Origin of the sequence: Rhizobium sp. B230/85, from assembly GCF_019355735.1 — a bacterium.
Lineage (GTDB): Bacteria > Pseudomonadota > Alphaproteobacteria > Rhizobiales > Rhizobiaceae > Rhizobium > Rhizobium rhododendri.
On sequence record NZ_CP072156.1, the window covers coordinates 3,158,069 to 3,172,784 of the forward strand.

Below are 14,716 nucleotides of genomic sequence, written 5' to 3' on the forward strand. Positions count from 1 at the left end.
GGGTCAGCCGGCCGTGTGATAATTTCGGTCGAAATAGACGAGGCCCTGCCCGCCATCGCGACGACGGATCGCCTCGACTTCGCACATCAGCACTTCGTGGGTACCCACCTCCGCGCGCTGGGCGATCCGGCAATCGAACGACACCAGCGCGTCCTCGAGCGCCGGCGAGCCGGTCACCAGTTCGGACCACTCGGCGGCTGCAAAGCGCTCGGCAACCGGCGTCTTGCCGCCGAAGAGGCGCGACAGATCCTGATGGCTCTCCGACAGGACGTTCACGCAGAGCACGCCATTGGCAGCGACAGCGGGATAAACGGAGGCATTGCGGTTCAGGCACACCAGAAGCGTGGGCGGGCTGTCGGTGACACTGCACACGGCAGTCGCGGCAAAGCCGGCAAGACCTCCCGGACCGTTGCTGGTGACGATATTGACGGCTGCTGCCATGCGCGCCATGGCATCGCGGAAGGTGAGCCGCAGCGCTTCGGCATCAGCCACGGGTATCTTCTGGTCGGTGGCTGCAGACGTTTTCATGTTCATCCCCATAATTTCATGCGGCAGGTGCTGTTCCGGGCCGCAAACTAGACGCCGGATCGGTGCGTCTCAAGCAAAAGCATTTCGCCCAACGGCGGGCACGAGACAATACATTCCCCTGAATCCTCCATCGTCAACAGCATACTTCGAAAAATGTTGCGATGCACAATGTCGATGACGGCTCTGAAGCCTTCCGGCGCTCAGCCGGGATTGACGACCATCGGCGCCCGGTTGCGCCGGACCTCCGTGAAAATGTGGCCAAACAATGCGACAAGCACGATCGGCCCGCCGATCATCGTCGCGCTCGATGGCGTCTCGCTGAAGAATATCCACACCCAGAGCGGCGTCAAAGGCACCTCGAGCGCGGTCAGCAGGCTGGCATCGGCAGCGGGAATGAGACGGGATCCGAATGTGTAGAGGCTAAGCCCAAGCGCATTCTGGATCAATCCGAAGGCCACGATCAGCCCGGCGTCACTTCCCGAGACGGACCCTGGCGATGCGAACCAGAAACACACCAGTGAGCACAGCCAGCCGGATGCAGCCATGGCCGGCAGCATCGGCACATCGCGGTGACGGCGCATGACGACTGCAAGTCCGGCTACCATCAGGGTCATGATGGCCGCAAGGGCGCGCCCGAACCAGCTTCCACTGCCGGTGCTATCGCCCATTAGCATCACCAGGACCCCGACCAGCGCCACTCCCGCCGCAATCATCGTCGCGGCACTGGGGCGCTCGCGGATATACAGGAAGGCGACGCCGGCGGTGATGAAGGGCACCGTGGCGTAGATCACCATCGAGTCGGCGACGGAGGTGTAATAGATGGAGCCGATGCCGCTGATCATCGCGCCCGTCGAGAAAAACATCGCGGCAAACGACGGCCCGCGCATCGCCCCGATGATGCGCCACGCGCCACCGCGTTCGATGAACAGGAAAAGCAGGAATACCCCGCCGCCCGAGACGATGCCGCGATAGAAGAGGATGGTCATCAGATCGGCGTGGATCGCCCGCATGAACAGCCCGGCCGAGGACCAGGCCAGCGCAGACAGCGCCACATAGAGAACGCCCAGACGATATTGGCTCTGCTCGGCAAGCGTCACAACGATTCCCCCTGGACTTGAGGGCTGACCATTAGCGAGCTACGCAAACACCTGCAAGCAGGCGTTGCGCCCTTTGGGATAACGGATCAGATAACGGCGATTGGTGGCCCAACTGCCACTGGTGACCGCCGTGCTTCTCCATGTCCACGCAAGGCTTTTCATGGTCTTATCGGCAGCGATTCGGGAGAGTAGTATGAATGCTTTGATGGCTGGGCTTATGGCATGTGGCTGCGTCAGCCTGATCGACGCTCCCCTTTGGCCGCCTGCAAGCGACTACATCAACGCCGCCGTCGATTGCCGCCAGAGCAGCAATGCGACAGGATGTGAAAGCGCGCGCAAAAGCTGGAACGGCGATTTCAGAGATGCGATCGCCGGCAAATATCAGGCACAAAGCACCGTCGCCACGTGCCTCAGCACCGGTTGCGACGGCGCCATCAAGCCCGACCCGATGCTCGGCTGCGCCTGGCGCAAGGTGGCGATCAGGACCGCCCACGGGCAAGCGGATGCGCGCGACACCGCAGGCCTGGAGCAATATTGCAGCCAGCCCTATCTCGACGCGGCCGGCCAGCACGCGGCTGACGAAGAAGCACTGGCGCTCCAGCAAATGCTGAGCGCAAAGTAGAGGTGGCTCGCACCGGCGCAACGGCCCTTGAACCGCAGCGCCGGATTGCAGGCCTCATTCAGGCATAGGCTGCAAGCAGCGTCCGCACCGCATCTATCTCGTTCGGCCGGATATCGTGACCGCCCGGGTGCCATTCGAGCGTCGCATCCGCTTTCTGCCGGACAAAGTAGTCCGCAAGCGCCTTCGTCAGGGAAGCCGGTGCAATCGGGTCTCGCGCGCCGGCCGTGATCAGCACCTTCGAGCCCGCCAGTCCGGCATTGTCGCGCGGTTCGAACGGGATGAGCGGATGCATCAGCACAGATGCGTCGAAAAGTTTGCCTTCCTCGATCAGGACATTGGCAAGGATATTGGCTCCATTCGAAAAGCCGAGGCCTATGACTGCCGACGCCTTGTGCTCATCCGCCAGGCTTTTGACGTAGCCGACCATCTTCGTCGTCGCCCGGGCGAGATCGTCCATGTCATAGACGCCCTCGCCGGTGCGACGGAAAAAACGGGCAGCGCCATGTTCGGTAACGTCGCCGCGCGGCGAGACGATGGTCGCCTCCGGCAGCAGCTGGCTGGCAAAGTCGAAAAACTGGTTCTCATCGCCGCCTGTGCCGTGAAAGACGAAGAATGTCGGCTTCCCCGGCGCACCGGCTCGCAGCCGGTGCACATATGTCGATGTCATGATGACCTCCTGCCTCAAGCGTCGAGTGGCTCGAGATGTTCTTCAAGCAGTGGGCGCAGATGCGCGTGCTGCGGTGGCAGCTTTAGTGCCTCGCCGAGATGTGCCGTATCCTCGTCGCGATCGAAGCCAGGTTCATTGGTTGCAATCTCGAACAGGACGCCGCCCGGTGTGCGGAAGTAGATCGCCCAGAAGTAGTCGCGATCGATGACCGGCGTCACCTGATGGCCGGTATCCATCAGCAGCTTGCGCACTTCGAGTTGCTTGGCGCGGTTTTCGACCGAGAAGGCTACGTGGTGGACCGACCCTGCCCCCGGCAGTGAACGGGCGATGTTCGGCATGGTTTCGAGATCGATGAAATCGGCACCATTGCCGCCTGGGATGACCAGCCGCTTTGTGCCCTCATGGGTGTCGGCAACCTGATAGCCCATGTATCGCAGCAGTTCGTCCGTCGCACCGTCGTCGCGCAGGCGCATCGACACGGAGTGAAAGCCGCGGATGGCATGATCGGCCTCTATGCCTCCATGCAGCCAGGGCTGGCGAAGATCGTCCCGGACCTCGACAAGCGCAAGGTCGTCACCATCAGGACCGGCAAAGTGCAGGCGCTTCTGGCCGAAGGATTCGTCGGCCTTCAAACCCCTAATGCCCTGCGCTGCCAGACGGTCCGTCCAGAAACCCAGCGAACCTTCGGGGACCGAGAACACCGTGGTGCCGACCTCGCCCGTACCGGGACGACCACGCGCCATCTTCGGGAACGGAAAATAGGTCATTACCGAGCCGGGTGCGCCGACTTCATCGCCGTAATAAAGATGATACACATCCGGCGCGTCGAAATTGACGGTCTTCTTGACGCGGCGAAGGCCCAGCGTCTGCGTGAAGAACTTATTGTTTGTGCGGGCATTCTCTGCCATCGACGTGACGTGGTGGAGGCCTTTGATCTGGTCAAGCATGTCAAACCCCTTTGTTCTGCCCGGTCGTATCGACCGGTTCCATGGGGTGAAGATGGTCGCTGTCAGGCTTTTGCGATAGACCGCAAGACCCGGACGGATTGTCTCCAGATCGTGAACGATCCATCGATGTCGTTCACGCTACGCGCGATCCGGAACAGTCCAAAGCGTAGTCGGCGCAATTTGCAGCCTTCGATCAAACGCTTGCAGCTCAGGTGCCGCAGCTTCGGATGACGCAGAACACGAACCCGCCTATTCCTCCTCGACCTCTTTATCGCGCTGGCAACAGATTTCGGCGATGGCTTTCACCATCTGGACTGTGTTCGGACATGTGAGGGAATAGCGGACGTTCTTGCCGCAGCGGCGGCTGCGGACGATGTTGTTGTCACGAAGGATCGTCAGGTGACGCGAGACGCCAACCGGAGTTTCATTCAGCTCCCGCATCAGATCGCGAACAGAATGCTCGCTTTCGAGCAACAAAAACAGGATGTGCAGGCGATGGCGGTTTGCCATGATCCCAAGAAAATCGGATTGCGCTGCAGCGGCCCTCTGCATCTCTTCCCCATATATGCCAAAATCATCGTCCCCCGACGGTACCACCAAGAAATCTCCCCAAATCCCGCCTCCGGAATTTTAAACTATTGCTGCTGTTCCACTTCTATTTTCTATTGATTAGAGGAACAAAAGGCAACTTGGCCTTAGAAAAATAAATATCGGGATTTATAGCTATATTTTATATTTGACATGAAAGTATTTAATCGAAGAATTCGCCAACTAGAAATTATGCGATATCGCGTCCAGAGCATTCAGGATGACAACCACGTTGATCGATTTCGCGGCGTAAAAGATGTTTTGAGCTTTCCTGTTGGTGGTGACGACCCGTCCCCGTCTCAGCTTTGCCAGGTGCATGGAGGTGGCATTTTCGCTTAGCCCAACTTGCGTGGCCAGCTGCCCGACCGATCTCTCTTCCTCGAGAAGAAGTCGCAGGATAGTCAGTCTCGCCGGGTTGGCCATCATCGCCAGGAGCGAGGCTTGATCACGCATCAGTTTTTCCTGCTGCTCGGCACCCATGGTCTGCTCCTGTGCTTGTTTTTAATTTCCAATATCTTCCAGGATGAAACAGAAAAGGCCCAGCTGGGATGCCGGACCTTTTCCGTTCGGACCGGAGGTCAACCGATCAGTCTTTCCCCGCAGGCATTCACCCACGGGATCCTCAGCCTGGCAGACGCCAGGTGTCGGGATTAGAAGTTGCGCTGGACGCGGAGAACGCCTGCCCAAACGCTTTTATCGACGTTGTCATAGTTGACGTAGGTGATTTCCGGCTGGAGCTTGAGGCCCTTGACCGGGAAGAAGGCAAGGTTGGTGGTTGCTTCGAAGGTCTTGTTGTCAGCATATGCCAGCTGCACGTTCCAGCTCAGCTTTTCGCTGAACTTTGCAGTGCCGCCGCCCCAGACAGCCCAGTCACCCGTGGTGCCAAAGGGGTCGCCATTGGCGTACTTGTTGGTCGTGTTGCCGTCGGTGTTCCAGGCACCCATCAGGAATGCGCTGACTGTGCCGAAGTCTGCATCGAGGCGTACCTTGACTGCGCCTTCTTCGGCGACGGAGTCATAACCGCCCGCAACCTTGATCCCGAATGCGCCGGCCTTGTAGCCGAGTCCGGCAACGACGTCGGGAGCATAGTGGTCATAGGCTACGCTGGAATAGGAATCTTCGAGCGAGATCACACCGGTGAAGCCGGTGCCGGAGTCGTAGGAATAGGTGAGCTGGTTCAGCTCGTAAGGTCCATCTCCGATCACATCATCGTTGATGACGTTGCCGGCATAACCCATGTATTCGTTATACTGCGAGTCCTGCCGACCGATGAGGAAACCGCCGAGCGAAATATAGGCGATCAGCGGAGAGGCATCCGAATTTACGCCTTCCGAATAGTTGAAGCGCAGCGTCGTCGCCGTCTTCAAGGGACCATATTCAGTGTCCGTTGCGGAGTTGAACGAGAGTTCAGCGCGGGTGTAGTTCTTGGTCCCAAAGGCACCAAAAGGATTGTAGGCATCGTGCCAGTAAGTATCGTTGCGGATCATGCCGCCGATCTTGAGGCAAGTTTCGCTGCCTGGAATGTAGAAGTAGCCGGCGCCGTATGCGTCGCAGATGCGGACATATTCCAGCGGTTCCGGTTCGGCAGCGACGATTGCGTCGGCCGCATGTGCACCAGATACAACAGCGAGCGCTGCAGCGGATCCGAGAAGAAGAGATTTGATATTCATGAAAGCTCCCGATGTGTTATCTCGGCACAATTCTTCGCTTGCGTAAATCAATACACAATTTTGAAAGCACCAATTTGTTGAGACCCTTACAGATCAAAACCGAAGCAGAAGTCTTCGATTTACAATTCGAATATCATCGCATCACGATAATATGACAACAAAGATTTTGTATTAGGTGCGCACTTGAACAATATAAACTTGGATCTATGTTGCAGCCATGTAACTTATTATTATAGTAAATATGTTTGTTATTCTAATAAATTCCCGTAATTGTATTTTATCAAGTCAATATATCGAAAACAAACATATCTGTATCTCTAATATTTTAATTTTTACTTGAGAATCATCGGTAAGGCTGAGCGCTAGTCCGCATCGGGCTAGCGCTGGCCGCCATGGCGTTCGGCACGCCTGGAATTTCGGTGGGAGATCTCTGGCGTCGATTGCGGCCCTAAGCCTGGCCGGCGCCTGGATTTTCCGGGAGCGCCCAGTCAATCGGCGTGCGTCCGTGTTGCTCAAGATAGGCGTTGGCCTTGGAGAAAGGTCTGGATCCGAGAAATCCGTTATGGGCCGAAAGCGGCGACGGATGTGCGGATTTCAGCACCAGATGGCGCGACGCGTCGACGAATGCGGCTTTCTTCTGCGCATAGGCACCCCATAGAAGGAAGACGACATGCTCGCATTGATCGTTGACGGCCCGGATCACGGCATCGGAAAACCTTTCCCAACCCTTGCCCTGATGGGACGCGGCGCGAGACTCCTCGACGGTCAGCACGCTGTTCAGCAAAAGTACGCCCTGCCGGGCCCAGCTTTCGAGAAACCCGTGGCGTGCCGGTGGAATGCCGAGATCGGCCTGCATCTCCTTGTAGATATTGACCAGCGACGGCGGCGTGCGCACACCCGGCCGGACGCTGAAGCAAAGGCCGTGCGCCTGCCCGAGGCCGTGATAGGGATCCTGACCGAGGATCACCACCTTGACATCATGCAAGGGCGTCAGGTCGAGCGCGCGGAAATATTCAGGCCCGCGCGGAAAGATGGTCTTGACGTTTTGCCTTTCCTCAACCAGGAAGGCCTTGAGCTTTTCCATGTAGGGGCTGGAGAATTCCGCCGACAGCGCATTCTTCCAGCTTTCCTCCAGCTTTACTCCCGCCTCCGGCATTCACTTGGCTCCTTGTTAGGCCTCCACCGTGATGGCGAAATGCTGCCCAAGTCAACAAAACGACGTCGGGGATGTCCTTAAAGCCACAGCCTTTAGGCTCTGATACGAGCCATCTGCGGATCGTAGAGCGGCTTCAGCGAGACAGTACAGGGCACGCGTCGCATCGCAACGTCGAGCGTATAGCGTCCCGACATGACGAAATCGGCTGTGACCCCGGCAGCGTTGCGGACGTACCCGTAGCCGATCGGCCGGTCGACCGTGTATCCGAAGCCACCGCTCGACAGCCACCCGACGCGTTGGCCATCGCGGTAGATGGTTTCCCGTCCGAGCAGCACCGTATCGCGGTCCTCCGGCACGAAACAGGCCAGCAGCTTCTTGACGCCGGACTTGCGCTGCTCCTCGATGGCCGCCCGCCCCCTGAAATCAGCGTTCTTCTTTACGGCCCAGCCAAGCCCGGCTTCGATCGGCGTGTGGTCCGGGCCGATGTCGGCACCCCAGGCCCGATAACCCTTTTCCAGCCGGCAGCTTTCGATCGCCCGGTATCCGGCATTGACCAGATGGTGCGCGGCACCGGCCGTCATCAGTGCATCGTAGACCGCCCCGGCATTTTCCACCGGCACATGCAGCTCGAAGCCGAGTTCACCTACATAGGTAATGCGCAGCGCCCGCACAGGTGCCCCGGCGATACCGATGGTGCGCACTTGGCCAAACGGAAAGGCGGCATTCGAGACGTCGGCGCGGGTCACCTGCTGGAGCACGGCGCGCGATTGCGGCCCCATCAGCGACAGCACGCAGTAGCCCGATGTCACCTCCACCAGTTCGGCCTGCAGACCCTTGGGGATATTGCGGCTGATCCAGTCGAAGTCGTGAGTGGCAAAGCCGGTACCGGTGGTGATGTAGTATTCGTTGTCTGCCAGGCGAGCGACCGTCAGATCGCATTCGATGCCGCCCCGGTCGTTGAGCATCTGGGTGTAGATCAGCGATCCGACCGGCCTCGCCACGTCGTTGGAGGCGATCCAAGTGAGCGCCGCTTCGGCATCTCTCCCCTTCAGCACGAATTTCGCAAACGACGTCTGGTCGAAGATGACGACGGATTCGCGCACGGCCTTATGTTCGCGGCCAACGGCATGGAACCAGTTCTGCCGACCGTAGGTGTAGATATCGCGGGGCTCCTCCCCGGCAAAAAGGTCGGCAAACCAGTTCGGCCGCTCCCAGCCGAGTTTTTCTCCGAAGCAGGCCCCTTGCGCCTTCAGGCGGTCATAGAGCGGCGATTTGCGGCAGGGACGTCCGCTCGCATGTTCCTCGAACGGCCAGGCCATGGTGTAGTGCTTGCCGTAAGCCTCCAGCGTCCGGCTGCGCACGCAGTCGGTGTCGAAATGCGGCCGGCCGAAGCGACGAATGTCGACAGGCCAGAGGTCGTAGGGAGGCTGTCCCTTCGAGACCCATTCCGCCAGAGCCATGCCGGCACCGCCGGCAGATGCAATGCCGAAGGCATTAAAGCCGGCGCCGACGAAAAAGTTACGCAGCTCCGGCGCCTCGCCGAGGATGAAATTGCCGTCGGGCGTAAAACTTTCCGGCCCGTTCAGCAGTTGCTTGATACCTGCCGTTTCCAGTGCCGGAACGCGGGCGAGTGCCTGCTCCATGATCGGCCCGAAATGATCGAAATTGGAATCGAGCAGAGAGAAATGGAAATCCTTAGGTATGCCGTCGACTGCCCAGGCGATCGGGTTGGGCTCGTAGCCGCCCATGACGAGACCGCCGACCTCCTCTTTGTAATAGGTGAGCCGATCCGGGTCGCGCAATGTCGGCAGGTTCGAGGGCACGCCGAAGGATTCGGTGATGATATATTGATGCTCGACCGAGACAAGCGGCACGTTGACGCCGAAGCGGGCCGCGAAATCCCGCGTCCACTGGCCAGCGCAGACGACGACCCGCTCGCACTCGATCCGACCGCGATCGGTGAGGACGGCGCGGATGCGGCCCTTGTCGATTTCGATGTCGAGCACTTCCGTATCCTCGAAGATCGCAGCGCCGGCCATGCGCGCACCGCGCGCCAGCGCCTGGGTGATATCGGAGGGATTTGCCTGCCCGTCGGTGGGAAGGTAGGCAGCACCGATGAGGTCGTCGACCTGCATCAGCGGCCAGAGCGACAGCGCCTCCGATGGCGTCAGCAACTGCATGTCGAGGCCGAACGACTGGGCGGTCGTCGCCTGGCGCTTGACCTCGATCCAGCGCTCCTCGTTGCAGGCAAGGCGCAGACCGCCATTCATCTTCCAGCCGGTCGCAAGACCCGTCTCCGCCTCCAGCCGCTTGTAGAGATCGACGGAATAGCCGAGCAGCTGGGTGATGTTGGCGTTGGAGCGCAACTGGCCGACTAGTCCCGCCGCGTGAAACGTCGTCCCGGACGTCAGCTTCCGGCGCTCGAGAAGAACGGTATCCGTCCAGCCGAGCTTGGCGAGGTGATAGGCGGTAGAACAACCGATGATGCCGCCGCCGATGACGACTGCTTTTGCTGTCCCGGGCAGTTCCTTCATCGACGTTCCTCGATATCAAACAGCTGATAGGCGCGCTCGAAACGCGCCATGTTGTCGGCGGTATAGGCGACGTAGTCGAACTCTATCGTGGAATAGGCTTCGGACACCATGCTCCAGAGCGTTTCGCGCAAAAGCGATGCACATTTCATCGCCTCGTAGCGGCGCTTCAATCCTCTTTCCCCGACGCCGTCGTGGTAGATATCCAGCATGGCGGCCTCCTGATCGGCGGAAAATCCGGCATTGGAGGCAAGCCCGCCGAGATCGAACAGCGGCGTATTGAAGCCGGCATAGTCCCAGTCGATAAGCCAAAGCCGGTGACCGTCGTCAAGAAAATTGCTGGCCAGCAGGTCGTTATGGCAGAAGACGATGTCAAACGGTCCCGCCGCCTTCTCCAGCCTCCTCATCTTGTCCAGCAATCCGTGCATCAGGGGCTCGTAGCGGCTCCCGATATCCCGGAGCGTCGATGCGTAGTCGGCAATGATATGAAACGACCAGAACATCCCGGCAGCGCCGCGCAGGTGGCCGCCAACCCTGCGATGAGCATCGCGCACCAGCAGCACGACACGCTCCAGCATATCCGGCCGCCCGAGCACCTCGGCCGACAGCGCCGGCGCGTCGATGTAGTCGAGTACGAGAATGCCGGGCTCATGATAGACGACATCGGGAGACAAGCCGGCAGCATGGGCAGCCAGGCTGGCCGCCAGCTCGTTGGCACGGACGATATGATGAACCGGAATATCGGAGCCGAGACGCACGACACGGCGCCGCGAACCGTCCCTTACAAGATAGTTGCGGTTGGTGATGCCGCCGGTCAGGGCAGCGATCTCGATTGGCCCATGCCAGATATCGAGCGCGCGAATACGATCCTCGGGCTTGTCGATAATGCCGGTTCTCCCATTGCAGAAGAGCTGACCCGAAATTTCGTCACAATTGCCGGACTGTCAAGGATAATGCCGGAAAGTCAAGCATTCTGACCAATTTGGAGCCGCACCGCAGGCGTCTCAAGAGGCGCTGGCTCGAGGTGTAACAACGCGGCACATCTGTTCCAGCGCGATGGACGCCTTGCTGGCGTGCCGTTCCTTGTGGCGCAGCAGGCGAAAACTGCGGGCCGGTAGCTCGAAGGCCGCCTTCACCAAAAGCCCCTGTTGCAGATAGAGACTGGCCGAGACGCTGGAAATCGCCGCCGCGCAGGCGCCTGCCTGCACAGCCGATAGAACCGCTTCGTTGGATGGAAAGACCAGCGCGACCTGCATGTCCTGCGGCACGATGCCGAAGCCCCGCATAGCCTCCTCGAAGGCCGAGCGGGTGCCCGACCCTTTCTCGCGCATCACCCAGAGACTGTCGGCAACGAGGTTGGCTGCTGACAGCGCCCGGCCATCCGCCCACGGGTGGTCCGGCGCCACCACCACCGATAGCGCATCGCTTGCAACAACGGCGGACGACAGTTCCGGTGCGTCGATCTCCCCCTCCACCAGCCCGAGTTCCGCCTCGCCGGCGATGACTGCATCCGCGACGGTGCGGGTATTGCCGATGGTCAGGCTGAGGTCGATGCCGGGATAGGCCTGGTGGAAGCGCATCATGACCGGCGGCAACCAGTAGCTGGCGATGGTCTGGCTGGCATAGAGATTGAGTTGGCCGCGCTGCAGCCCGCCGAGCTCCGACAGCATCAGTTCGGCCGCGCGTACGCGCGCCAATGTCGCCCGCGCCTCGTTCAGAAACACCCGTCCCGTCTGCGTCAGCTCGATCCGCCGTCCGACGCGATGAAAGAGTTCCACGCCATAGAATGCCTCGAGGTTCTTGATCGAGGCGCTGACGGCTGACGGCGTCAGCCGTATGACTTGCGCGGCGCGGGTCAGGTGCTCCCGCTCGGCAACGGCGACGAAGATGGCCAGCTGTTCAAACGTCATAAGCCAACCGTTCGTTTTAATCGAACGAAACATGCCATAATATTCGATGGAAATCTACAACTCGCTGTAGGACAGTCCGGGCACCAGACCAAAGAAGGTGACCCATGTCTATCGCCTCGCGCTCACGTCACATCCTGCCGGGATTGGCACTTTGTCTTGCCGTCGCACTGGCTGCAGTGGCGGTCGAAAAGCTTGAGGTTGTGCTGCTTGGCGGCCGATGGATCGAAGGTCTCATCCTGGCGATTGGCTTCGGCATCGCCGTTCGAACCGCACTGCCGCACATGCCCTCGATGCGCGCGGGTATCGATTTCAGCGCCAAGATCCTGCTGGAAGTGGCTATCGTGCTGCTGGGTGCATCGATCAGCCTGTCGGCAATCCGGGGTGCCGGGTTACCGTTGATCGGCGCGATTGCCGGGCTGGTCCTGCTGTCGATAGCCATCAGTTACGCCATCGGCAGGCTGCTGGGGCTTCCGGGCAAGCTGGCGACGCTGATCGCCTGCGGCAATGCCATCTGCGGCAACTCTGCCATTGTCGCCGTAGCGCCGGTCATCGAGGCCGACGCCGAGGAAATCACTGCCGCACTGGCCTTCACCGCCGTGCTCGGCGTTTTCGCGGTGTTCCTGCTGCCGGTGCTGTTCGTCAGGGCGGGTCTCAGCCCGTCGCAATACGGCGTGCTTGCCGGCTTGACGGTTTATGCCGTCCCGCAGGTGCTGGCTGCAACGGCACCTGCCGGCTTGCTGGCCGTCCAGACGGGCACCTTGGTCAAGCTCGTGCGCGTGCTGATGCTCGGCCCCGTCATCGTCATGATCGGCACGATGATGAAGGGCGTGAAGACGGAACTCCCGGCACAGCACCACTCCATCGTACCGTGGTTCATCGTCGGCTTCGTGCTGATGATGGGCTTGCGTTCATTCGGCCTCATCCCGGAGGTTGCCTTTGTACCGATGAACCTAGTCTCCAACACGCTGACGCTGGTCGCCATGGCAGCACTGGGATTGTCGGTGGACGTTCGGGTCGTCGGCCACGCCGGTGGCCGGGTGATCGCGGCAGCGACGCTATCGTTGCTCGTTCTCGGCGGGCTGAGTTGGATCGTCATCACGTTTCTGCAGATCCAGTAGAACGCCTGCGTCTTCAGCGTGGTCTATGCGCTGTCTGCTGGCATCTTTGACAGCAGCATGAAGATGTCAGCTGCCGGGCTCGGATAACCCAGAGCAAAACCCTGCAAACCGTCGCAACCGATCTCTCCCAGCACCCGGGCATGCTCCTCGGATTCGACACCCTCGGCAATGACTTCGACATTCAGTGTCTTGGCAATCTCGACGATCGACGCGACAAGGCGCCGCTGTTCTTCCGACACGGTAATGTTGGTGACAAGCTGGCGATCGATCTTCAGCCGCTTCGGCCGCAAGCTGACCAAGCCGATCAGCGACGCATGCCCCGACCCGAAATCGTCTATCTCGATATCGACACCTAGCGTCTTCAGACCCGCGATGTTCGAGACGACGATATCTTCGCAATCATCGAGGAAAATCGTTTCAACCAGCTCGAAAACGATAGATTCCGGAGGGATATCGAGCCTGTTCAATTTCTGGATCAGTTGCGGGTCGTTGAGCCGTTTGGCAGACACATTGACCGCAATGCGCGGCGGCACGATACCTTCCGCCCGCCATCGTCCGTAGTCAGCAAGGGCCTGCTCCAGAACCGCGGCATCAATTTCGGCTTCCAGACCGTATTCCTGGGCAACCTTGAGGAAGGTCCCCGGAAGCATCAGGCCATGCACGGGATGCTTCCAGCGCGCCAGGGCCTCGAGGCCAAAGATGCGCCGCGTGCGCGCATCCACCTGCACTTGATAATAGGGGATGATTTCATGGCGCTGCAGTGCCAGCTTGAGGTCGCCGGCCAATTGCCTTTTGCCCAGCAAATCGGATTGCAGCTTCGCACTGAAAAACTGCACCCTGTTGCGACCGAGTTTCTTCGCCTGGTACAGCGCCAGATCGGATTCCGCCAGAATATTCCCGGCCTTTGACGTCATGTTCCAGGCGATACCGACCGAGGCATTCGTCTGCACGACGCCGGCTGCGAAAGGCACATCGGCGCGCAGCGCAGAGAGGGCGCCGTCGGCCAGCGTCTCCAGCGCGCCGGCCTCGGCCACGTTGGTCAGCAGGATCACGAATTCGTCGCCGCCGATGCGGGCAACCATGCTCGCTCCGGAAACGGCGCCGGAAAGACGCGCGGCGGTGGCCTTCAGCATTGCGTCGCCGGCGGCATGGCCAAGCTTGTCGTTGATCTCCTTGAACCGGTCGAGATCGATATGGATCACAGCGAGGCTCTCGACCGTCGGATCGCTCAACAGTTCGGCAAGACGGCGGTCGAAATAGCGGCGATTGGGCAAGCCGGTGAGATAATCGTGGTTGGCAGCGTGCTCGACCAACCCCTTGCTGCGCTCGACCGCAACCGCCCTCGCCTCTGCCACCGACTTTTGCTCCGCCAACTCACGGGTCAGGATGACATCGGCGGTGACGTCCCACTCGGCGCCGATGATTGACAGGGAACCGTCCGGCCCCTCGTAGAAACGCGCGCTCGAGCGGATGTGGCGCGTCTGGCCGTCGGCGAGAATGATGCGGAAATGTGAGTTGTATCGGCCTCTGGAGGCCACGGCTGCATCGAATTCGGCAGAGGCCCTGTCGCGGTCGTCGGGATGAACCGCATTCAGCCAGATGTCACCGGTCACTCTGCCCGACAGGCCTGTCCCGTAGAGCCTGTGCATGGAAAGGTCCCAGACGACGGTGTCATCCCGAAGATCATGCTCCCAGACACCAATTTGCGATGTCTCCAGCGCCAGCTCCAATCTCCTCACGAGATCCTGGAACTCCTGCTCTGTCCGACCTGCATCGATAGATGGTTTCGCGATCGCCGCTCCTCCCGACGCCAAGGCAATGTGACACGCCTTGCCGACATCAGATCACATAGCTTTTAATTAGCTAATTTTAATAAACACAG

The 14,716-nt window shown here is 59.9% G+C and carries 15 protein-coding genes; 3 read left to right on the forward strand and 12 right to left on the reverse strand.

The features are described from left to right. Nucleotides 1–3 precede the first annotated feature (3 nt). Both rutF and J5289_RS15255 read right to left on the reverse strand, forming a co-directional pair. Nucleotides 4–543 (reverse strand): NADH-dependent FMN reductase RutF, encoded by a 540-nt coding sequence (rutF, locus tag J5289_RS15250; protein WP_374108276.1) that lies wholly within the window; start codon nt 541–543, stop codon nt 4–6. 185 nt (nt 544–728) lie between these two features. After that, nucleotides 729–1,625, reverse strand: a complete 897-nt coding sequence (locus J5289_RS15255) for a DMT family transporter (protein WP_209184492.1) — start codon at nt 1,623–1,625, stop codon at nt 729–731. Nucleotides 1,626–1,818: 193 nt separating this feature from the next. Between J5289_RS15255 and J5289_RS15260 the strand changes: the two genes are divergently transcribed. Continuing rightward, complete coding sequence (locus J5289_RS15260) at nt 1,819–2,247, forward strand: hypothetical protein (protein ID WP_209184493.1); 429 nt, start codon at nt 1,819–1,821, stop codon at nt 2,245–2,247. Nucleotides 2,248–2,305: 58 nt separating this feature from the next. On the opposite strand, the gene J5289_RS15265 is transcribed toward J5289_RS15260, so the two are convergent. The 8 genes from J5289_RS15265 to J5289_RS15300 form a co-directional block, all read right to left on the reverse strand. Next, nucleotides 2,306–2,914 (reverse strand): alpha/beta hydrolase, encoded by a 609-nt coding sequence (locus J5289_RS15265; RefSeq protein WP_247749168.1) that lies wholly within the window; start codon nt 2,912–2,914, stop codon nt 2,306–2,308. Between the two features lie 14 nt (nt 2,915–2,928). After that, complete coding sequence (locus J5289_RS15270; RefSeq protein WP_209184494.1) at nt 2,929–3,861, reverse strand: VOC family protein; 933 nt, start codon at nt 3,859–3,861, stop codon at nt 2,929–2,931. Between the two features lie 249 nt (nt 3,862–4,110). Continuing rightward, on the reverse strand, nt 4,111–4,413 hold the full coding sequence (locus J5289_RS15275; RefSeq protein WP_209184495.1) for a helix-turn-helix transcriptional regulator: 303 nt from the start codon (nt 4,411–4,413) through the stop codon (nt 4,111–4,113). Between the two features lie 219 nt (nt 4,414–4,632). Then, nucleotides 4,633–4,929, reverse strand: coding sequence for a helix-turn-helix transcriptional regulator (locus J5289_RS15280; protein WP_209184496.1), 297 nt, complete (start codon nt 4,927–4,929; stop codon nt 4,633–4,635). 170 nt (nt 4,930–5,099) lie between these two features. After that, nucleotides 5,100–6,119, reverse strand: coding sequence for a porin (locus J5289_RS15285; RefSeq protein ID WP_142823542.1), 1,020 nt, complete (start codon nt 6,117–6,119; stop codon nt 5,100–5,102). A 448-nt stretch (nt 6,120–6,567) separates the two neighbouring features. Beyond that, nucleotides 6,568–7,275 (reverse strand): uracil-DNA glycosylase, encoded by a 708-nt coding sequence (ung, locus tag J5289_RS15290; protein ID WP_209206485.1) that lies wholly within the window; start codon nt 7,273–7,275, stop codon nt 6,568–6,570. A 92-nt stretch (nt 7,276–7,367) separates the two neighbouring features. Then, the gene (locus tag J5289_RS15295; RefSeq protein ID WP_209187537.1) at nt 7,368–9,809 is read right to left on the reverse strand and encodes an FAD-dependent oxidoreductase; all 2,442 of its coding nucleotides are present in this window, start codon (nt 9,807–9,809) and stop codon (nt 7,368–7,370) included. Further along, nucleotides 9,806–10,693: a phosphotransferase gene (locus J5289_RS15300; protein WP_142823545.1), complete on the reverse strand. Its 888-nt coding sequence runs from the start codon at nt 10,691–10,693 to the stop codon at nt 9,806–9,808. The genes J5289_RS15295 and J5289_RS15300 overlap by 4 nt, the downstream gene beginning before the upstream one ends. Between J5289_RS15300 and J5289_RS15305 the strand changes: the two genes are divergently transcribed. Then, nucleotides 10,646–10,783: a hypothetical protein gene (locus tag J5289_RS15305; protein ID WP_219276559.1), complete on the forward strand. Its 138-nt coding sequence runs from the start codon at nt 10,646–10,648 to the stop codon at nt 10,781–10,783. The two genes, J5289_RS15300 and J5289_RS15305, sit on opposite strands and share 48 nt — an antisense overlap. Nucleotides 10,784–10,810: 27 nt before the next feature. Here the strand turns inward: J5289_RS15305 and J5289_RS15310 are convergent, their stop codons facing one another. Continuing rightward, nucleotides 10,811–11,716: a LysR substrate-binding domain-containing protein gene (locus tag J5289_RS15310; RefSeq protein WP_209206484.1), complete on the reverse strand. Its 906-nt coding sequence runs from the start codon at nt 11,714–11,716 to the stop codon at nt 10,811–10,813. 104 nt (nt 11,717–11,820) lie between these two features. Here J5289_RS15310 and J5289_RS15315 point away from each other — a divergent pair, with 104 nt between their 5' ends. Then, complete coding sequence (locus J5289_RS15315) at nt 11,821–12,834, forward strand: YeiH family protein (protein WP_209184499.1); 1,014 nt, start codon at nt 11,821–11,823, stop codon at nt 12,832–12,834. A gap of 23 nt (nt 12,835–12,857) precedes the next feature. Here the strand turns inward: J5289_RS15315 and J5289_RS15320 are convergent, their stop codons facing one another. Continuing rightward, a complete protein-coding gene (locus J5289_RS15320) occupies nt 12,858–14,648 on the reverse strand; it encodes a putative bifunctional diguanylate cyclase/phosphodiesterase (RefSeq protein WP_374108262.1) in 1,791 nt (596 codons plus the stop codon). Nucleotides 14,649–14,716 lie beyond the last annotated feature (68 nt).

What these genes read in the sequence shown, in the direction of transcription:
- J5289_RS15295 (WP_209187537.1), bottom strand. Translation starts at nt 9,809, where the DNA reads ATGAAGGAACTGCCCGGGACAGCAAAAGCAGTCGTCATCGGCGGCGGC.
- J5289_RS15285 (WP_142823542.1), bottom strand. Translation starts at nt 6,119, where the DNA reads ATGAATATCAAATCTCTTCTTCTCGGATCCGCTGCAGCGCTCGCTGTT.
- J5289_RS15270 (WP_209184494.1), bottom strand. Translation starts at nt 3,861, where the DNA reads ATGCTTGACCAGATCAAAGGCCTCCACCACGTCACGTCGATGGCAGAG.
- J5289_RS15265 (WP_247749168.1), bottom strand. Translation starts at nt 2,914, where the DNA reads ATGACATCGACATATGTGCACCGGCTGCGAGCCGGTGCGCCGGGGAAG.
- J5289_RS15305 (WP_219276559.1), top strand. Translation starts at nt 10,646, where the DNA reads ATGCCAGATATCGAGCGCGCGAATACGATCCTCGGGCTTGTCGATAAT.
- J5289_RS15275 (WP_209184495.1), bottom strand. Translation starts at nt 4,413, where the DNA reads ATGCAGAGGGCCGCTGCAGCGCAATCCGATTTTCTTGGGATCATGGCA.
- J5289_RS15260 (WP_209184493.1), top strand. Translation starts at nt 1,819, where the DNA reads ATGAATGCTTTGATGGCTGGGCTTATGGCATGTGGCTGCGTCAGCCTG.
- J5289_RS15315 (WP_209184499.1), top strand. Translation starts at nt 11,821, where the DNA reads ATGTCTATCGCCTCGCGCTCACGTCACATCCTGCCGGGATTGGCACTT.
- ung (WP_209206485.1), bottom strand. Translation starts at nt 7,275, where the DNA reads ATGCCGGAGGCGGGAGTAAAGCTGGAGGAAAGCTGGAAGAATGCGCTG.
- J5289_RS15280 (WP_209184496.1), bottom strand. Translation starts at nt 4,929, where the DNA reads ATGGGTGCCGAGCAGCAGGAAAAACTGATGCGTGATCAAGCCTCGCTC.
- J5289_RS15310 (WP_209206484.1), bottom strand. Translation starts at nt 11,716, where the DNA reads ATGACGTTTGAACAGCTGGCCATCTTCGTCGCCGTTGCCGAGCGGGAG.